Origin of the sequence: Hwanghaeella sp. LZ110, from assembly GCF_048892525.1 — a bacterium.
GTDB lineage: Bacteria > Pseudomonadota > Alphaproteobacteria > UBA8366 > Aestuariispiraceae > Pacificispira.
In genome coordinates this window covers 30,919-48,521 of record NZ_JBLZHT010000004.1, presented here as the reverse complement: position 1 = coordinate 48,521, position 17,603 = coordinate 30,919, and the positions used below count along the sequence as shown (strand labels likewise).

General features: G+C 55.4%; 20 protein-coding genes. 15 read left to right on the top strand and 5 right to left on the bottom strand.

Annotated features, from left to right (window positions below):
• Window positions 1-1,122 (top strand): NAD(P)/FAD-dependent oxidoreductase, encoded by a 1,122-nt coding sequence (locus tag ACOSDM_RS08875; RefSeq protein ID WP_420724155.1) that lies wholly within the window; start codon window positions 1-3, stop codon window positions 1,120-1,122.
• On the opposite strand, the gene ACOSDM_RS08870 is transcribed toward ACOSDM_RS08875, so the two are convergent.
• The 4 genes from ACOSDM_RS08870 to ACOSDM_RS08855 form a co-directional block, all read right to left on the bottom strand.
• Complete coding sequence (locus ACOSDM_RS08870) at window positions 1,116-1,943, bottom strand: tetratricopeptide repeat protein (protein ID WP_420724154.1); 828 nt, start codon at window positions 1,941-1,943, stop codon at window positions 1,116-1,118. The genes ACOSDM_RS08875 and ACOSDM_RS08870 overlap by 7 nt on opposite strands.
• Window positions 1,944-2,040: 97 nt before the next feature.
• Window positions 2,041-2,655, bottom strand: coding sequence for an MlaC/ttg2D family ABC transporter substrate-binding protein (locus tag ACOSDM_RS08865; RefSeq protein WP_420724153.1), 615 nt, complete (start codon window positions 2,653-2,655; stop codon window positions 2,041-2,043).
• A gap of 106 nt (window positions 2,656-2,761) precedes the next feature.
• Window positions 2,762-3,793 carry a DMT family transporter gene (locus ACOSDM_RS08860; protein ID WP_420724152.1) on the bottom strand — a complete coding sequence of 344 codons (1,032 nt, stop codon included), beginning with the start codon at window positions 3,791-3,793 and terminating at the stop codon, window positions 2,762-2,764.
• Window positions 3,790-4,980, bottom strand: a complete 1,191-nt coding sequence (locus ACOSDM_RS08855) for an acyl-CoA dehydrogenase (RefSeq protein WP_420724151.1) — start codon at window positions 4,978-4,980, stop codon at window positions 3,790-3,792. Before ACOSDM_RS08855 ends, ACOSDM_RS08860 begins: the two co-directional genes overlap by 4 nt.
• A gap of 157 nt (window positions 4,981-5,137) precedes the next feature.
• On the opposite strand from ACOSDM_RS08855, the gene ACOSDM_RS08850 reads away from it, so the two are divergent.
• The gene (locus ACOSDM_RS08850) at window positions 5,138-5,434 is read left to right on the top strand and encodes a DUF6898 family protein (protein WP_420724150.1); all 297 of its coding nucleotides are present in this window, start codon (window positions 5,138-5,140) and stop codon (window positions 5,432-5,434) included.
• A gap of 13 nt (window positions 5,435-5,447) precedes the next feature.
• Here ACOSDM_RS08850 and ACOSDM_RS08845 read toward each other — a convergent pair whose 3' ends face one another.
• On the bottom strand, window positions 5,448-5,915 hold the full coding sequence (locus ACOSDM_RS08845; RefSeq protein ID WP_420724149.1) for a MucR family transcriptional regulator: 468 nt from the start codon (window positions 5,913-5,915) through the stop codon (window positions 5,448-5,450).
• A 461-nt stretch (window positions 5,916-6,376) separates the two neighbouring features.
• Here ACOSDM_RS08845 and rpiB point away from each other — a divergent pair, with 461 nt between their 5' ends.
• The 13 genes from rpiB to ACOSDM_RS08780 all read left to right on the top strand — a co-directional run bounded on the left by rpiB (window position 6,377) and on the right by ACOSDM_RS08780 (window position 17,561).
• Window positions 6,377-6,850 carry a ribose 5-phosphate isomerase B gene (gene rpiB / locus ACOSDM_RS08840; protein WP_420724148.1) on the top strand — a complete coding sequence of 158 codons (474 nt, stop codon included), beginning with the start codon at window positions 6,377-6,379 and terminating at the stop codon, window positions 6,848-6,850.
• 98 nt (window positions 6,851-6,948) lie between these two features.
• A complete protein-coding gene (gene glyA, locus ACOSDM_RS08835; RefSeq protein WP_420724147.1) occupies window positions 6,949-8,259 on the top strand; it encodes a serine hydroxymethyltransferase in 1,311 nt (436 codons plus the stop codon).
• 83 nt (window positions 8,260-8,342) lie between these two features.
• Window positions 8,343-8,810 (top strand): transcriptional regulator NrdR, encoded by a 468-nt coding sequence (gene nrdR, locus ACOSDM_RS08830; protein ID WP_420724146.1) that lies wholly within the window; start codon window positions 8,343-8,345, stop codon window positions 8,808-8,810.
• 14 nt (window positions 8,811-8,824) lie between these two features.
• Entirely contained in the window at window positions 8,825-9,916 is a 1,092-nt protein-coding gene (ribD, locus tag ACOSDM_RS08825) for a bifunctional diaminohydroxyphosphoribosylaminopyrimidine deaminase/5-amino-6-(5-phosphoribosylamino)uracil reductase RibD (protein ID WP_420724145.1), read from the top strand.
• A gap of 149 nt (window positions 9,917-10,065) precedes the next feature.
• Complete coding sequence (locus ACOSDM_RS08820) at window positions 10,066-10,299, top strand: YdcH family protein (RefSeq protein ID WP_420724144.1); 234 nt, start codon at window positions 10,066-10,068, stop codon at window positions 10,297-10,299.
• A gap of 69 nt (window positions 10,300-10,368) precedes the next feature.
• The gene (locus ACOSDM_RS08815; RefSeq protein ID WP_420724143.1) at window positions 10,369-10,974 is read left to right on the top strand and encodes a riboflavin synthase; all 606 of its coding nucleotides are present in this window, start codon (window positions 10,369-10,371) and stop codon (window positions 10,972-10,974) included.
• A gap of 7 nt (window positions 10,975-10,981) precedes the next feature.
• Window positions 10,982-12,142: a 3,4-dihydroxy-2-butanone-4-phosphate synthase gene (ribB, locus tag ACOSDM_RS08810; RefSeq protein ID WP_420724142.1), complete on the top strand. Its 1,161-nt coding sequence runs from the start codon at window positions 10,982-10,984 to the stop codon at window positions 12,140-12,142.
• 25 nt (window positions 12,143-12,167) lie between these two features.
• Entirely contained in the window at window positions 12,168-12,602 is a 435-nt protein-coding gene (ribH, locus tag ACOSDM_RS08805) for a 6,7-dimethyl-8-ribityllumazine synthase (RefSeq protein WP_420724141.1), read from the top strand.
• Between the two features lie 15 nt (window positions 12,603-12,617).
• Window positions 12,618-13,121, top strand: a complete 504-nt coding sequence (gene nusB, locus ACOSDM_RS08800; RefSeq protein ID WP_420724140.1) for a transcription antitermination factor NusB — start codon at window positions 12,618-12,620, stop codon at window positions 13,119-13,121.
• Complete coding sequence (gene thiL, locus ACOSDM_RS08795) at window positions 13,114-14,103, top strand: thiamine-phosphate kinase (RefSeq protein ID WP_420724139.1); 990 nt, start codon at window positions 13,114-13,116, stop codon at window positions 14,101-14,103. Before nusB ends, thiL begins: the two co-directional genes overlap by 8 nt.
• A 59-nt stretch (window positions 14,104-14,162) precedes the next feature.
• Window positions 14,163-14,603: a flagellar basal body-associated FliL family protein gene (locus ACOSDM_RS08790; protein WP_420724138.1), complete on the top strand. Its 441-nt coding sequence runs from the start codon at window positions 14,163-14,165 to the stop codon at window positions 14,601-14,603.
• 165 nt (window positions 14,604-14,768) lie between these two features.
• Window positions 14,769-16,313 (top strand): gamma-glutamyltransferase, encoded by a 1,545-nt coding sequence (gene ggt / locus ACOSDM_RS08785; RefSeq protein ID WP_420724137.1) that lies wholly within the window; start codon window positions 14,769-14,771, stop codon window positions 16,311-16,313.
• A gap of 3 nt (window positions 16,314-16,316) precedes the next feature.
• The gene (locus ACOSDM_RS08780) at window positions 16,317-17,561 is read left to right on the top strand and encodes an MFS transporter (protein ID WP_420724136.1); all 1,245 of its coding nucleotides are present in this window, start codon (window positions 16,317-16,319) and stop codon (window positions 17,559-17,561) included.
• The last annotated feature ends 42 nt before the right edge of the window (window positions 17,562-17,603 follow it).

Genomic DNA, 17,603 nt, shown 5'->3' with positions numbered 1-17,603 from the left:
ATGGAACGGATTGAAACAGTGGTGATCGGGGCCGGCGTGATCGGTCTGGCCTGTGCCAAGACATTGGCCGAATCCGGAAGGGAGGTCATCGTCCTGGAGGCCGCTGACAGCATTGGCAGCGAAACAAGTTCGCGCAACAGTGAAGTCATTCATGCAGGCATATACTATCCAAAGGACAGCCTTAAAGCGCGCTTTTGCGTGGCTGGAAAGGCTGCACTGTATGACTATTGCGACACCCATGGCATTCCTTATCGGCGCTGCGGCAAATTGATTGTCGCCACGACCCCCCAGGAAGAAAGCGCATTGAGCGAGATTGTGCAGAAGGCAAAAAACAATGGTGTGATGGATCTTAAATATCTGACCGCGGAACAGGCGATGGCACTGGAACCGGCCTTGTTCTGCACCAATGCCCTGCTATCGCCGTCTACCGGTATCATCGACAGCCATGCCTTGATGCAGGCCTATCAGGGCGATGCGGAATCCTGTGGTGCCATGATTGTTTGCAACAGCCCGGTTCTGGGCGGTCGTCGGGACGGGCAGGGGATTATTCTGTCAATTGGTGGTGCGGACCCGATGGAACTGTGCGCGAACGAGGTGATCATTGCAGCAGGCCTGCACAGCCAAACAGTGGCCCGCGCGATTGATGGAATCCCGACCTCAACCATTCCGGGCCAGTATTTCTGTAAGGGGAGCTATTTTATCACCGCAGCGCGTTCTCCATTTCAGCGCTTGATCTACCCTGTACCGGCGCAGGCGGGATTGGGGGTTCATGTGACCATTGATATGGCGGGGGGCCTGCGGTTCGGGCCTGATACGGAATGGATTGACGGGCTGGAGGATCCCAATCGCTATGCGGTGGACCCAGATCGGGCGGAAGGGTTTTATGCCGCTGTCAGGCGCTACTATCCAGCCTTGTCCGATGGCGCCATAAGCCCCGGATATTCCGGTATCCGGCCAAAGCTCAGCCCCCAAGGCAGTGTCGCGGATGATTTTCGCATCGATGGCCCTCAGACCCATACTGTACCAGGGTTGATATGCCTGTATGGTATGGAAAGTCCGGGGCTTACGGCCTCGCTGGCCATCGCACGCCATGTGCAGGGATTATTAGCACAGCCTCAATAAACGGAGGCACGCTCCGGCGTGAAGGTTGCGATGCGCCTTTCGCTTTGTGCCAGTTCTTCATCGGTCATGTCTGCCTGCAATTTATCGGCAATCTCGGCAGCGGATTTTTCGCCTTGCTGTGCCGCAAGGCGCAGCCATTTCAGGGCTTCGACAAGGTCCTTTTCAAGCCCATCGCCTTTCATAAAGCGTGTTCCAACCCGGCTTTGGGCTTTGGAATATCCCTGACGGGCGGCAGCCAGAAACCACCGAGCGGACATTTCTTTGTTTTTTTCAACGCCTTGCCCATCGCGATAGCGCTTGCCCATATTGTATTGTGCACGGTCAAACCCGGCGATGGCCGCCCGTTCGATCCACAAGGCGGCGCGGATCTGGTTTTCACCCACGCCCAGGCCGTATTCATACATTTTTCCAAGCGAATACTGCGACCGGACCAGCCCGTGATAGGCCGCGCGTTCCAGCCAGCCGTAGGCGCGGTCATAATTTTGCTTAATCCCGCGCCCTTCTATATAGGCCAGGGCCAGATTATGCATGGCCAGAGAATTTCCGGATTCGGCAGATTGGGTCCACCATTTGATGGCGGTTTTGGTGTCCTGGGGGACACCGCGTCCCTCATCATACAAGACACCCAGATTGAACATTGCCTTGGCGCTGCCAGCCTCTGCCAGGGTAGTCCAAACTTTCCGTGCTTCGGTGAAATCACCCCGCTGATAGGCGTTCCAGCCATCTTGAAAATCAGCAGAATAGGAGGGTGTTGCGCCCCAAATGGTCGCAATCAATGCCAGACAGCACAGCGTCAATTTCTTACACCAAAGCCCTGTCATTTCATACAATCCCCCAGACTCATATTATGCGATCAAGCAGGGCCTTGGGCAAGGGCCCATAAATACTTATCTATACTGCGCTGCACAACCGATCCTGCTAAGATTGCGCTGAATATTTGGACACCTTCAACCGCAGCAGGTTCAGCAAACCACTCATCTTTTCACGGGCGATAATATTTGTGAACTCCTTGCGTTGAGCCAATGCCAGGCTTTTACCGTCAACGATAACGTCCAGAATGCGCATACCTTTGCTGCTGTCGCTGTCGCCATCGCGAACCAGCCACTTTACATCAATATTGTCAGACCCTTCCTGCACGATTGTCGTTTCGACAACGGCGTCGCGATCCTTATAGGCACTGCTGGCGTCAATCTGAAGCGTTTGACCGGTATACCCCCCCAGGCGCTGGGTATAAATCTGCAGAAGATAGACGGAGAAAAGCTCCATATATTCTTCTTTTTCCTCATCAGAGGCCCGGTCCCATGACTTCCCTACTGCAAATTCTCCAATGGTTTTGATATCCAGGCTTTCTGCAACAATGCCGCGCAGCCGTTCTTCGCGGGATTCCAGAGATGTTGATTGATCCTGCAAAACGTCTACGGCCTTATCACCCAGTTTCGAGATAAACTGGGCGGCGGCGTCTGGATCCGTTTGGGCGCTCGCGACCGAGGGAAATAGGAAAAGGACAAATAATGCGGTACTGAGGCGGATCATCTCGGTCTCTCCTGGTCATCGCGCATCAAAGATACGTTTTAAAGGACAGGTCTTAGTATTATCACACTCCGGGCGCAAGACACAGTGTTGTGCTGTGCAATATAATTCAATTCTTTGAGGTGTGACCCTGCTGAATTCTCAGCGCTGTTTTAAGCCCCCTTAGTGGCAAAACAGTGGCAAGGCCCAGCGTGATCAGCAGCAGGCCTGAAAACTCAACCAATCCAAAAGCTTCACCCACCAGAATAAAGCTCATAGCCTGGCTCATCATCGGGACGCACAGGACGGCGATGGAGGCAAAGGCGACATCGGTCAGTTTCAATATCGTCGACCAACACCAAAACCCGAAGGCCTGGCTGAGAACGGCAATAGCCAGGGTCGCCAGAAGCGCCTGGTTCGAGGCTGTGAAGACCCACTCGGTTGGATCCAGAAGCAAAGCCAGGATAGAAAGGGGAACGCCCCCGATGATCAACATCCACCCAAGCGTCACGGTAACGGGTGTTTGAAAGTTAAACTGCTTTTGCAGGGTTGATCCAATGCTCCAGATCAAAGCCGCAGCCAGGATCGCAAGAATGCCAACGGGGATGCCCTGCGACGCGATGGATTGTAAATCGTTCCAGGCCAATAGCAGCACAGCGGAAAGACAACATATCACCCCAATCAACCGCTTTGACGTGATTTTCTCATGCAGGAAAATCACCCCGATGACCAGAGAGAAGAATGGCATCGTATACGCCAGAAGGGCGGCCCGGCCTGCCGGCAGCAAGCTGACGGCAAGCGCGGAGAAATAGAACCAAGCGAAGACCAGGAATATCGAACAAAGTGCTATTTTCTTCCATTCATTCGCAATGGGCAGCAGGCCTTTGCGGGTCACAACGGCTGACCCAAGTAGAACAATCGCCGCGATCAGGGCGGACAGGCCGCGCAAGGACAGCACCGGAACTTCCGCTGTCGCGATCTTGATCAGGGGCCACATTGCGCCCCAACAAAACATCAGGGCCAACAGCAGGATCCAGGCCTGGGTTGGAACCTTTCGGGTGGGGGCGGGGGGAACCTGAACGCCCTGTGGCAGGGTCGAGGTAATCGAGTCTACCGTCAGTCCCGCAGATTTTCGTCCCGCTGTTTCTGCATCCTTACTCACATGAAGGCCTGGATCCCGGTCTGCGCGCGCCCAAGGATCAGGGCATGCACGTCATGGGTGCCTTCATAGGTGTTCACGGCTTCCAGGTTCATGACGTGGCGAATGACGTGGTATTCGTCTGAAACCCCATTGCCGCCATGCATGTCGCGCGCGACGCGGGCGATGTCCAGCGCCTTGCCACAGCTGTTGCGCTTGATCAGGGAAATCAGTTCCACGGGGCAGCGGTCCTCGTCTTTCAGACGACCCGCCTGCAGGCAGCCTTGAAGGCCCAGAGAGATTTCGGTCTGCATGTCAGCTAGCTTTTTCTGAATCAACTGATTGGCGGCCAGGGGGCGACCAAACTGCTTACGGTCCATGACATAGCTGTGGGCCTGCATCCAGCAGAATTCTGCAGCACCCAGGGCACCCCAGGCAATGCCGTAGCGGGCATTGTTCAAGCAACCGAACGGGCCACCAAGACCGCTGATATTGGGCAGCAGGTTTTCTTCCGGTACGACGCATTCATCCAGCATGATCATCCCGGTGACAGAGGCACGCAGGCTGAATTTGCCTTCAATCTTTGGCGTTTCGAAGCCCTTCATGCCGCGTTCAACGATAAAACCGCGGATCACGTCATCTTCAGTCTTTGCCCAGACCACGGCAATGTCGGCGATGGGGGAATTGGTGATCCAGTTCTTGGATCCAGACAGGCTGTATCCGCCCGCTACCTTTTTTGCGCGCGTCACCATGGAGCCTGGATCGGACCCATGATCCGGCTCGGTCAGGCCGAAACACCCGACCCATTCGCCACTGGCCAGCTTGGGAAGATATTTGCGGCGCTGTTCTTCCGAGCCATAAGCGTTGATTGGATGCATGACCAGGGAGCTTTGCACCGACATGGCAGACCGATACCCGCTGTCGACCCGTTCAACCTCGCGCGCAACCAGCCCATAAGAGGTGTAGTTGACCCCGGCGCCACCATATTCAGGATCTACCGTCATGCCCAGCAGACCAAGTTCACCCATTTCGGTGAAGATTTCCCGGTCGAACTTTTCATGACGGTTTGCCATTAGAACGCGCGGCATCAATTGCTCCTGGCAATAGTCTTTGGCCGTATCGCGGATCATCCGTTCTTCTTCGGTCAATTGGCCTTCCAACAGAAAAGGGTCTTGCCAATCGAATGGGGCGCGGACTTTGCGATCGCTCATGATGGGGTTCCTTTGATCTCAATGAAGTGTGCTGGCGATAATCTATGGTCAAGTGCTAGCCGCGTCCATACCAAGAGTAAAGTTTTATTTTAAGCTTAAAACAATAACGCATGCAGCAAATGCTTGGCGGTTTCGCGAAGCAGCAGTAAATTGGCGCATGAGCCGAAAAATGATGCCTGGAAACAGTACTGTCCTGCCGCAGGGTGCACTGATAGAATTCGTGCCCCAGGGCCGCTATGTGAAAGTTTGTGCGGTTGATCCTGTTACCTATATCGAAGTATCGATCGTTGGGGACATTACCGCAGGGGAGCACATCCTGTCCGTCCAGGCGCTGCGCAAGCTGGAGCGCATGGTCTATAAGAGCAAGTTTGACAAGAATGTGCGAGAGAAAGATCAGGATCGCGTCATACTGCGTGCCAGACGCGCAGAAACGCCCAGCGGTTGGGACCTATAAGGGTCTTTCAAGCTTAACGCCCGCCACGCCCCGTGGTTTTCCCCAAGCCGATTTTCTTCGCAAAATCAGATCGTTGTGCGGCATAGTTCGGGGCAACCATTGGGTATTCTGGCGGCAGGCCCCATTTCGCGCGATACTGTTCCGGCGTCAGATTATAGGCGGTGCGCAAGTGCCGTTTCAGCATCTTCAGGCGCTTACCGTCTTCAAGACAAATCAGGTAATCGGGGGTGATAGAATTTTTGGGCGCGACAGAAGCCTTTGGGCGCAGCGGACGGGAAGGGGTGCGCGGCGGTGTATTGCTGAGGGATGCAAATTTCGTGAATACTTCACCAATCACATTGCTGATATCGGCTTTTTCCACCGGATTGTTGCCGACATAGGCGGAAACGACGCCCGCTGTCATTTGCAACAAATCGCCCCGCGTTGCAGAACTTCCTGCGTCCGCTGATTTCGTTGCAGTGTCAGATTTCAGTGTTGGCATAATCTACTTCCCCCTGGTGCAAACCCGTAAACAGACCGGCACGTGATGGTATCGCGTTCCTAAAACCGCAGCCCCGACGTCCCAACACTCTTCGATAATGCAGTCATCAACTGCAATTACTGTATAGTTTTTGGGCGTTCCAAACGAAACTAAAGCAAAGAAAGGCATGTAAATCAATATAGATTCAGTAAATCTTGTTAGATATCTAAAAAGCAATGTTAGTTAAATTTTTTACTTCTCAATTTGTAGTGGATGAATTTTATTTCTGCACAATATGCAGTGTTTTTCTGTCCAGAGATTTTTATCGTCATCGGGGCTGATCTACGATCGCGCAGTTCACTTTATGGTGCGCTGAATAAACTCACAGATACGGTGGCTGACCCTAATTGTGGGGGTTTTTCTGGCAATGCCATCGACATTGTGTTACATCCCGGCCTCTTCCGCTGAGGCGAGGGTATGGTGTGACAGATAAGAATGACACTAAGACGGTGGCGCTGGCTTGCGATCACGCGGGTTTGCCAATGAAACTGGCCCTGTTGCCGGTTCTGGAACAATTGGGTCTGAATCCGTTGGATCTGGGCACCCATTCCGGCGACAGTGTGGATTATCCGGATTTCGCGGAGTTGATGGCGCAGGCCTTGGCAGATGACCGGGCATCGCGGGGCATTTTGGTCTGTGGCACCGGGATTGGCATTTCAATTGCGGCGAACCGTCATAGTCATATTCGCGCAGCCCTGTGCCATAACAGCACCGATGCGCGTCTGTCGCGCCAGCATAATGACGCGAATGTTATCGCTTTGGGCGCACGCACGATGGGGATCGAAGTCGCTTTGGAGTCCCTTACTGTATTCCTGCAGACTGATTTTGAGGGCGGGCGGCATGCCAGGCGGGTTGAGAAAATGACCCCGACCGTCAGAATGCCGGACGTAATGTGATACGATTGATTGTACCCTGTGCAAGGGTATCGCGTAACCCTGGGGCGTGGTCTGTTTTTAGTTTAAGCCAGCCCTAACATGCAAAAGGACCTTAAGGAATGAGCACAGCAGAAAAGCAGGATTTATATGGCTATACCGGTTTTTTTCAAAATGACCTGAAAGACAGCGATCCCGCTGTTTATGCCGCCCTTGAGGATGAATTGCATCGCCAGAATGACGGGATCGAACTAATCGCGTCTGAAAACATTGTCAGCCGCGCCGTTATGCAGGCTGTCGGCTCTGTAAACACCAATAAATACGCTGAAGGCTATGCCGGGCGTCGCTATTATGGTGGATGCGAATATGTTGATGTTGTCGAAGAACTGGCGATTGAGCGGGTCTGCAAGCTGTTTGACTGTAAATTTGCCAATGTGCAGCCACATTCCGGCGCCCAGGCAAATCAGGCAGTGTTCTTTGCGCTGTTACAGCCCGGCGACACCTATATGGGCCTGTCGCTGGCATCCGGTGGGCATCTGACCCATGGTGCGGCCCCGAACCAATCGGGCAAATGGTTCAATGCGGTTCAATACGATGTGCGTAAAGAAGACAACCTGATCGATTTCGATCAGGTGGAGCGCCTGGCGCAGGAACATAAGCCCAAACTGATCATCGCGGGGGGCTCAGCCTATCCGCGCCTGATTGATTTCAAACGCTTCCGGGAGATTGCCGACAGCGTGGGGGCGTATTTCATGGTCGATATGGCCCATTTCGCGGGGCTGGTGGCTGGTGGACAGCATCCAAACCCGCTGGATTATGCTCATGTCGCAACTTCGACGACCCACAAGACGCTGCGCTGCACGCGCGGTGGCATCATCCTGACCAATGACGAAGCCTTGGCGAAGAAATTCAATTCCGCTGTTTTCCCAGGCCTGCAGGGCGGTCCTTTGATGCATGTTATCGCAGGCAAGGCGGTTGGGTTTGGTGAAGCTTTGCGCCCCGAATACAAGGCCTATACGGCGGCCATCGTGCGCAATGCCAAAATGTTGGCGGCAACGCTGGTTGAAGGGGGGCTGGACATTGTGTCCGGTGGCACCGATACGCATTTGATGCTGGTCGATTTGCGCCCGAAGGGCCTGACCGGCAATATTGCCGAAAAGAGCCTGGAGCGCGCCGGGATCACCTGTAACAAGAATGGCATTCCGTTCGATCCGGAAAAGCCGATGGTTACCAGTGGTATTCGTCTGGGGACGCCTGCTGCCACAACGCGGGGCTTTGGCGAGGCTGAATTCCGCGAAGTGGGACAGCTGATCGTAGAAGTACTGGACGGATTGGCTGCGAATCGGGAAAACAATACTGCGGTTGAAGAGTCTGTGCATGCGCGTGTGAAAACGCTGTGTGCGCGTTTCCCATTGTATGATGCGCCTTATTGATCGCCCAGGCGATCCAGGCGCATAAGGCGACATCCGGGGCGGGGCTGGCCCGTCCCGGACATCTGTGAGGGGGCTTTAGAGCAATGAAATGTCCGTTCTGCGGTAATGATGACACCCAGGTGAAGGACTCCAGGCCAACTGAGGATAACTCAGCCATTCGCCGTCGGAGAATGTGCCTGAATTGCGGGGCCCGCTTCACGACCTTTGAGCGCGTTCAATTGCGTGAATTGACCGTGGTGAAGAAAAACGGTCAGCGCGAGCCCTTTGATCGCGACAAGCTGATCCGCTCCATGCAGATCGCGTGTCGCAAGCGCAATGTGGAATTGGACCGGATAGAGCGGATCGTCAATTCCATCGTGCGCCGGCTGGAAAGCTCCGGCGAAAGCGAAGTACCGGTTTCAACGGTTGGCGAAATGGTGATGGAAGCCCTGCTGCAATTGGATCAGGTCGCTTATGTCCGGTTCGCGTCGGTTTATCGGAACTTCCGCGAGGCCAAGGATTTCACGGATTTCGTGCAGCGTGACGTCTCCAAACTTGAAGATGATCTCTAACTGAAGACTGACCCATGACCGCAAGCCCCGAAACGGCCCAGGATCGCCGCTGGATGCGCGTCGCCCTGGCTCTGGGGCAGCGCGGTCTGGGGCGGGTCGCACCCAATCCGGCGGTGGGCTGTGTGCTGGTTAAGGATGGTCAGGTCGTCGGGCGCGGCTGGACCCAGCCCGGTGGTCGTCCCCATGCGGAAACGGAGGCCCTGCGCCGCGCCGGATCTGCGGCAAAGGGGGCAACCGCCTATGTCAGCCTGGAACCCTGCAGCCATACCGGAAAGACCGGCCCGTGCTCAACAGCCTTGATCGAGGCCGGGGTGGCACGTGTCGTGATCGCGATGATCGATCCGGACAACCGCGTTGCCGGGGGCGGCGTCGCAGCTTTAGAGGCTGCCGGAATACCAGTCACATTGGGCGTACTTGAACGCGAGGCCTTGCTTTTGAACCAGGGGTTCGTTCTGTCGCGCACCCGGAACCGTCCCATGGTGACGCTAAAGCTGGCGACCAGCCTGGATGGCAAGATCGCAACGGCATCTGGTGAAAGTCGCTGGATTACGGGGCCGGAAGCACGTCAGGACGCGCAACTGCTGCGCATGACCCATGATGCCATTCTGGTTGGAATCGGCACCGTCCTGGCCGACGATCCCGCACTGACCTGCCGTCTGCAGGGAATTCAGGATCAGCCCTTGCGGATAGTGATGGACGGGCAGGGGCGGCTTCCAGAGACCGTGAAACTATGCGACGGCACGGTCCCAACCCTGCAATTCGTCGCGCAGGGCTGTGATACAGCTGTACCGAAAGGTGTGACCCGGATCGCTGTACCTCAGAGTCAAAGCGGTCTATCGGTGCCGGATGTGCTGTCAGCCTTGGCGGGGAATGGCATCACACGCCTGATGGTGGAGGGGGGCGGACAGGTCGCGGCATCCTTCCTGCAGGCGGATTGTGTTGATCGGGTGGTCTGGTATCGGTCCGGCCTTGTTCTGGGGGCAGACGCGCGTGCGGGAATTGCGGACCTTGCCGTTACTGCACTTGCTGATGCGACACGGTTTGAATTGATTTCATCCCGTGCGGTCGGATCAAGCCTGGTCGATATATTTCTTAAAAATCATTAAAATCATAACTTTAAATGCGGTTTCTTACATCCCATGTCAGGTGTGAGGAGGCGCTGTCGAGCCCGTCCTTCTTGATCCAGCGCAAGGCGCTGTGGATCAAATCAGGTCAGAATTCTTTCGATATTGATCATTAGCACTGGAGAATACCAATGTCCCATACCCCCCACGAACTGGCAGAAGAATTTCCAAACAGCACGGAGGCTTTGCACAATCTTCGGGAAAGCGATCCGCATTTCCATAAGCTGACGGAAACATATCACGAGCTGAACCGAGAAATTCACCGGGGTGAGACGGATGTCGAACCCATGGATGACATGCATCTGGAAGAGTTGAAGAAGAAGCGTTTGGCGATGCTGGACGAAATTCGCACGCGTTTAGGGTAGACTGGGTTTGCCTTATCGGCTGAGAAGCGTAAATACAGGCCTGAATGTGAAGTCTGTAGGATAAGGCAAATGTTTACCGGCATCATTACCGATCAAGGACGGGTATCTGTGCGGGAAGACCGTGGCGATACCCGCTTCGTCATTGAAACCCGCTATCAGGTTGAAGACATTGCTTTGGGCGCATCGATCGCCTGTTCCGGCTGTTGTCTGACGGTGATCGAAACCGGGCGCACCCCACAGGGCCAAGGCTGGTTTGCTGTTGAGGCCTCTGGTGAAACCCTGTCGAAGACGACATTGGATGGCTGGTCCGTCGGATCGCACCTGAACCTGGAGCGCGCATTGCGCCTGGGTGATGAACTGGGCGGCCATTTCGTGCTGGGCCATGTGGATGGTGTCGCCGACATTGTCGACCGTCAGCGGGACGGGGATAGCTGGCGCTTTAGTTTTCGCCCGCCCGCTAATCTTATGAAATATATTGCACCGAAAGGATCTGTTGTCCTGGATGGTGTTTCCCTGACAATCAACGAGGTTGGTGAAGACAGCTTTGGCGTCAACATCATCCCACATACCTTTTCAGAAACCGGATTTGGTCGCGCCAAGCCGGGGGATCGGGTGAACCTTGAGGGGGACGCGCTGGCCCGATATGTTGCGCGCCTGCTTGGTCAAGAAGGATAATGCCCGGATGAGTAAAGACAGCCCCTCTGTGTTATCAAAACAGGACATCGCCCGTGCGGCGGGTGATACGCGCTTCCTGTCTTCTATTGATGAGATCATTGAGGAAGCCCGCAATGGCCGGATGTTCATTCTGGTGGATGATGAGGACCGCGAGAACGAGGGCGATCTGGTGATCCCAGCCCAGATGGCGACCCCGGAAGCTATTAACTTCATGGCGAAATATGGCCGTGGGCTGATTTGCCTGGCGCTTCAGGGGGAGCAGGTTAAGCGTCTGGGCCTGGAACTGATGCCGCAAAAGAATGCCAGCCGCTTTGGGACCGCCTTTACCGTATCGATTGAGGCACGGGAAGGGGTCACTACCGGGATTTCCGCACCGGACCGCGCGCGCACGATTGCCGCCGCAGTCGCCCCCAATGCGACACCGGAAGACATCACGACGCCAGGCCATATCTTTCCACTGTTGGCCCGGGATGGCGGTGTTTTGGTGCGCGCGGGGCATACGGAAGCTGCGGTAGACCTGGCGCGTTTGACGGGATTAAGCCCGGCTGGCGTGATCTGTGAGATCATGAATGATGACGGTGAAATGGCGCGCCTGCCAGACCTGATTAAATTTGCGCAATTTCATGGACTTAAAGTTGGTGCCATTGCGGATTTGATTGCCCATCGTCGCCAGCATGACCGTGTGGTAGATCGGACGGAAAGCACGACCCTGACATCAGTGCATGGCGGTGAATTTACCATGCATGTTTATGTCAATCGCCTGAACTATGCCGAACATGTCGCCCTGGTGAAGGGGGATTTGAAGGCTGGTACGCCCGCATTCGTGCGCATGCATGCGCTGAGCATTCTGGATGATGTTCTGATGGACTCAGAAGGCGGCAAGGCCGGTGATTTGCAGAAAGCCATGGACCTGATCGGGCAAGAGGGCTGTGGCGTCGTGGTCCTGATCCGGGAACCGCATGCGACCTCTCTGTCTGACCGCGTGCGTCGGCGTGAGAATAAGGCGACAGAGGATGCCACCGGCGAATTGCGCGATTATGGCATTGGCGCACAGATTTTAGCCGATCTGGGCGTGCATGATATGGTCTTGCTGTCCAATACCGATAAGACCGTGATCGGTCTGGAAGGCTATGGATTAAAAATCGTTGGTCGCAAGGCGTTGGGCTGAGAAGCGCGCAAAGAAAGGGTCAATTGTGGCACATATACTGATCGTGGAAGCGCCCTATTATGCGGCGATTTCTGAGGAACTGGGCCTGGGTGCCATTGCGGAATTGGAAGCGCAGGGGGCAACTTATGACCGTGTGACGGTTTTTGGTGTGTTTGAACTGCCCGCTGCCATCGCCATGGCCCATTCGGGACAGCCGGGTCGCTATGATGGCTATCTGGCCCTGGGATGCGTCATTCGGGGGGAGACAACCCACTATGACTATGTCTGTAACGAAAGCGCGCGCGGTCTGATGGATCTGTCCGTGCAGCATCATCTGGCGATTGGATATGGTGTTGTGACGGTAGAAAATGAAGCGCAAGCTTGGGCGCGGGCATCGCGGGATAAAAAGAACAAGGGCAAGGATGCGGCAGCGGCGTGCCTGCGTATGATCGCCCTGCGTCGCAATTTTGACCTTACCTGATTGGAACAGCCTATCATGAGCCCTCATACATCACTTTCGCCCTCCCAAAGTGCGCAGCGTCGGGCAGCCCGTTTGGCGGCGGTCCAGGCCTTGTACGAGATGGAAATTTCGGGCCATCACGCGCGCAAGGCAATTGACAGCTTTCGAGAACGGGGCGGCACGGCAGATCTGGATGGGGAAACAATTCAGGCCGATGGCGCGTTCTTCACTGAAATCGTGCTGGGCGTTACGGGCGGCAGGCAAGACCTGGATCGCGTGATTGAGGCCGCGATTGAAAAGGGACGCAAGGTCGCATCCCTGGAAACCGTGCTGCGGGCAATCCTGCGGGCAGGGGCCTATGAAATGGCGCGGCGCGATGAAATCGACCCGCCCGTGGTGATCAGCGAATATCTGACCATTGCTGCCGCATTCTATGATACGGCGGAAACCGGTTTTGTGAACGGTATTCTGGATCGACTGGCGACGGTGCTGCGTCAGGACGATGTGGATTTGATCGCCCCCGATGCGGATCATGGCTGATAAACAGAAAGAGCCTTCCCCGGCAACCGGCGAGTTTCATCGCATAGCACAGTATTTCCGACCCCTGGCGAAAGGGGCCCCAGGCGCGTTTAACCTGGGGGATGATGCAGCGGTATTTGCCGTTCCGCCGGGGCGTGAGCTGGTCGTAACCCTGGATACGATTGTCGAAGGCGTTCACTTCATCGGGGATGAAGCAGCGGACATGTTGGCGCGCAAGGCGATGCGGGTGAACCTGTCGGATCTGGCCGCCATGGGGGCGACGCCGCTTGGCTATTTCCTGTCCCTCAGCCTGCCAAAGCGCATAGATGATTCCTGGATTGAGGCTTTCTGCCATGGCTTGGCCGCGGATCAGTTGGAATTTGATTGGCATTTGATGGGGGGTGATTCAACCTCCACCCCCGGCCCGATTTCCATTGCGGTCACTGCCTTGGGCACTGTGCCTGTGGGACAGGCCTTGCGGCGGTCAGGCGCACAGGTTGGAGATTCGATATACGTCTCTGGCGGGATTGGGGATGGATTTCTGGGCCTTCTGGCCGCCCAAGGACAATTACCCTATGGACCGGAAGCGGACGCCATGCTGCGACGCTATCGCTGCCCGGACCCGCGTATCGCCTTGGGTCTGGCCCTGGTAGGGCGGGCCCATGCGGCGATGGATGTATCAGACGGCCTGATCGGCGACCTGGCGCATATCTGTGAACAATCAGGCGTCGGTGCCGTATTACGCGCGCAATCCGTGCCGCTTTCTGCCAGTGCGGCTGAATTGGTTGCTGATCAGCCCAATCTGTATCTGGAATTGCTGACCGGTGGCGATGACTATGAATTGCTGATCACCGGACGGGCCCCAGATATCGAAGCCGCCGCAGCCGACAGCGGCTGTCGTGTGACCCGCATCGGGGAGATCGTTTCAGGCGACCGTGTGGTTGTCCATGATGCAGACGGTGAAGAACTAACCTTCACGCATGTGGGCTTCCGTCACAGCTAGTGCTGGGCTATGACTGTCTTTAGAGTATCGTGTGTGATGCTTTTTAACGCGTTGGCCCTATGAAGATTTTGATCATCATTGTCGTCGTTTTGGTTCTGCTGGCAGGCGGCGGCGGGGGCTATTATTATTTCTTCGTTCTGCCGACCCAGAATGACATGGCGGAACCCGCACCGCCGCCACCGCCGGACACAAGATTGATAGAGCTTGATCCCCTGCGCATCCCCGTTATTCGCGGCGGCGTCGTGGTGAATTATGTGATTTTGAATGTCACGTTGGAAACCATCGGGCCCGACAATGAGGCCTTTGCACAAAAGCTAATGCCAAGATTGCGCAATGCTTTTCTGACAGATTTGAATGGATATTTCGCTGTTGTCCCGGTTGAAGATCGCATTCTGGTGAAAAGCCTGAAACGTCGCATGCTTGTAATCAGCGGGCGTGTTCTGGGCCGTGGCGTGGTAAATGATGTGCTGATACAGAATGCCTTTAAGCAAAAAAGCTAACGGCTTTATCAAGGACATTTTTCCCGTGGCAAGGATGCCCTAAATCGGTATTGTCGGCTGTCATCGGACATAAAAAATTCCTGATTTGCTTCCTGGGACGGAGACTTTACCCCTATGAGAAACTTGGAACGGCCTGGCCGCTCACCTGTTCATGCGCCTACCGGCATGGCATCGACCTCACACACATTGTCCACGCAGACGGCGGTTCAAATCCTGCAGGCCGGTGGGAACGCCATGGATGCGGCCATTGCGGCCTGTGCGGTGCAATGCGTTGTTGAACCAGGTTCAACCGGTATTGGCGGGGATAATTTTTGTCTGTATGCGCCAGCGGGCAGTGCGGATATCACCGCGTTTAATGGTTCTGGCAAGGCGCCCAGCGGGGCGACGGTCGACTATTATCAGAAGCTGGGGATCACAAAAATTCAGCGCGACGTTCATGCGGTCACAGTACCAGGCGCTGTTGATGCCTGGTGGCAACTGCACCAGAAATTTGGCCATATGCCCTGGGCCGATGTGCTGGCACCGGCGATCGGTTATGCGCGGGATGGCTATCCTATTTCATCGCGGGTGCATCGTGACTTTTCAGTGGAAAAGGCGCTTTTGGCCGCGGAACCGTCAATGGCTGAGACATTTCTGGTCAATGGGGAAGTCCCTGCCATTGGCAGCCGCCATTCGCAGCCAAAGCTTGCCAAGACATTGCAGTTGATTGCCGATCACGGTCGCGATGCATTTTATACCGGTGAAGTTGCAGAGGATATCGTGACCTATCTGCAATCCAAGGGCGGCCTTCACACAATGGAGGATTTCGCCTCTGTTAAAGGGGATTTTGTCACGCCGATTTCAACGGATTTCCGGGGCTATAAGGTCTGGGAATGCCCGCCCAATGGCCAGGGCGTGATCGCACTGTTGCTGTTGAATGTGATGGGGGGATGTGACGTCGACGCCGCAAAAGGCCCAATCACGGCAGACCGCATCCATCAGGAAATTGAGGCAGGACGCCTGGCCTATACAGCCCGAAATCTCTATCTCGCAGATCCTGATTTCAACCCGGTTCCGGTTGAGGAATTACTGTCGGCTGACTATGCCGCATCGGTGCGCGCCGCGATTGATCCAAAACGTGCGGCGGATCCGACAACAGCAGTCGACCTGCCCCGTCATAAGGACACGGTTTATATCACCGTCGTCGATAAGGACCGCAACTGCTGTAGCTTCATCAATACGGTATTCTATGGATTTGGCAGCGGCCTGATGGCCCCCAATTCCGGCGTTTTGTTGCAGAACAGAGGAATGGGTTTCAGCCTGCAATCAGGGCATCCAAACGCGATTGCGCCCGGAAAACGTCCCTTGCATACGATCATCCCGGCCATGCTGACCAAGGGGGATCGCGCCGTGATGCCATTTGGTGTTATGGGGGGCGAATATCAGGCCTTCGGCCATATGCAGTTCCTGACACGGCATTTTGACTTTGGCCTGGATATCCAGGAAGCAATGGATGCGCCGCGCTTCATGCCCGACCCGTTCACGGGTGAGGTGGAAATGGAAGGGGCCGTGCCGCAGGATATTCAGGATGAATTGACAGCCCGCGGGCATAAACTGGTTCAACCCCGTGGGCCGGTTGGTGGGTCGCAGGCGATCTTCATTGATTGGGAACAGGGCATTCTGACCGCTGGGTCTGATCCGCGCAAAGATGGCAGTGCGATAGGGTATTAAGACATGTTGTTCCCAAAGGGTGATCCAACGATCCGCAACACGATGCTGTTATGCGCATCCCTGGCGGTCAGTAACACGGGCGCGGTTCTGATCATGACCGTGACGGCTCTAGCCGGTGCCTATCTGGCGCGGCCGGAGGTTATGTATTCATTGCCCCTGATCGGCACGTTTTCGGAGCGGGCGCTCAGCACTCTGGCACTGTCGATGCAATTCATTGGGACGATGATGGCGGCACCGCCCGCCGCCTTGCTGATGGCCCGTATCGGTCGACGTGCCGGCTTTTCTGTCGGCCAGTTGATCGGATTCGGCGCAGCGGGATTGGCGACCTATGCCCTGTTTGATCAGAATTTCTGGCTGTTCGTCTTGGCTGGGTTCTTGATTGGTTTTCACAATGCATTCTGGCAGCAGTTCCGCTTTGCCGTTGCCGATACCGCATCGGCGGAATTCAAGCCTAAGGCTGTGTCCTATGTGATGATCGGGCCCTTGGTGGCTGGCATTTTTGGTCCTGAGATTGCGAAACATACGCGAGATATCTTTGCGCCGGTCCTGTTTGCCGGGGCCTATATTTCAGTGGCGATGCTCGCCTTGATGGCTGTGGCGGTGTTACAGTTTATCCGCATCCCAACGCCGCCAAAGCGCAAGAAGGGCGATTCTACAGGGCGCAGTTTCAAGCAGTTGGCGCAGGATCCTAAATTTGTCATCGCAGTGCTGGCAGGGATGGTGGGGTATTCCAGCATGTCATTTATGATGACTGCGACTCCTTTGGCGATGATTGATTGCGGCCATCTATTTGACGATGCGGCCTTTGTGATACAGGGCCATGTTATTGCCATGTTCGCGCCCAGTTTCTTCACCGGCAGTCTGATCGCCAGATATTCTGCACCCCGTATTATACTGGTGGGGGCGGGGCTGTATCTGGGCTCTGTTGTGATCAATATGACCGGTATCGACATGATTCAATTCTTCTCCTCCCTGGTTCTGGTGGGCGTGGGATGGAATTTTATGTTTGTTGGCGGCACAACCATGCTGACCGAATTTGCCACGCCGGAAGAACGCGCAAAGGTTCAGGGTGTGAATGATCTGTTGGTCTTTGGCGCTGTGTCGATTGCCAGCTTCCTGTCTGGTGCTCTGCAACAGGCCTATGGCTGGGGAACTGTGACACTCAGCATCACTGGACCGATCCTGGTGGCATTGGTCTGTGTTCTGCTGCTGCAAGGGCGCATCAATCGCGCACAGCCTGCGGAATAGGTCACACGATATCTTGCGTTCTGGGCTCCAGCGGATACACTA

What these genes read in the sequence shown, in the direction of transcription:
- ACOSDM_RS08875 (WP_420724155.1), top strand. Translation starts at nt 1, where the DNA reads ATGGAACGGATTGAAACAGTGGTGATCGGGGCCGGCGTGATCGGTCTG.
- ACOSDM_RS08870 (WP_420724154.1), bottom strand. Translation starts at nt 1,943, where the DNA reads ATGACAGGGCTTTGGTGTAAGAAATTGACGCTGTGCTGTCTGGCATTG.
- ACOSDM_RS08865 (WP_420724153.1), bottom strand. Translation starts at nt 2,655, where the DNA reads ATGATCCGCCTCAGTACCGCATTATTTGTCCTTTTCCTATTTCCCTCG.
- ACOSDM_RS08855 (WP_420724151.1), bottom strand. Translation starts at nt 4,980, where the DNA reads ATGAGCGATCGCAAAGTCCGCGCCCCATTCGATTGGCAAGACCCTTTT.
- ACOSDM_RS08850 (WP_420724150.1), top strand. Translation starts at nt 5,138, where the DNA reads ATGAGCCGAAAAATGATGCCTGGAAACAGTACTGTCCTGCCGCAGGGT.
- ACOSDM_RS08845 (WP_420724149.1), bottom strand. Translation starts at nt 5,915, where the DNA reads ATGCCAACACTGAAATCTGACACTGCAACGAAATCAGCGGACGCAGGA.
- glyA (WP_420724147.1), top strand. Translation starts at nt 6,949, where the DNA reads ATGAGCACAGCAGAAAAGCAGGATTTATATGGCTATACCGGTTTTTTT.
- nrdR (WP_420724146.1), top strand. Translation starts at nt 8,343, where the DNA reads ATGAAATGTCCGTTCTGCGGTAATGATGACACCCAGGTGAAGGACTCC.
- ribD (WP_420724145.1), top strand. Translation starts at nt 8,825, where the DNA reads ATGACCGCAAGCCCCGAAACGGCCCAGGATCGCCGCTGGATGCGCGTC.
- ACOSDM_RS08820 (WP_420724144.1), top strand. Translation starts at nt 10,066, where the DNA reads ATGTCCCATACCCCCCACGAACTGGCAGAAGAATTTCCAAACAGCACG.
- ACOSDM_RS08815 (WP_420724143.1), top strand. Translation starts at nt 10,369, where the DNA reads ATGTTTACCGGCATCATTACCGATCAAGGACGGGTATCTGTGCGGGAA.
- ribB (WP_420724142.1), top strand. Translation starts at nt 10,982, where the DNA reads ATGAGTAAAGACAGCCCCTCTGTGTTATCAAAACAGGACATCGCCCGT.
- nusB (WP_420724140.1), top strand. Translation starts at nt 12,618, where the DNA reads ATGAGCCCTCATACATCACTTTCGCCCTCCCAAAGTGCGCAGCGTCGG.
- thiL (WP_420724139.1), top strand. Translation starts at nt 13,114, where the DNA reads ATGGCTGATAAACAGAAAGAGCCTTCCCCGGCAACCGGCGAGTTTCAT.
- ACOSDM_RS08790 (WP_420724138.1), top strand. Translation starts at nt 14,163, where the DNA reads ATGAAGATTTTGATCATCATTGTCGTCGTTTTGGTTCTGCTGGCAGGC.
- ggt (WP_420724137.1), top strand. Translation starts at nt 14,769, where the DNA reads ATGGCATCGACCTCACACACATTGTCCACGCAGACGGCGGTTCAAATC.
- ACOSDM_RS08780 (WP_420724136.1), top strand. Translation starts at nt 16,317, where the DNA reads ATGTTGTTCCCAAAGGGTGATCCAACGATCCGCAACACGATGCTGTTA.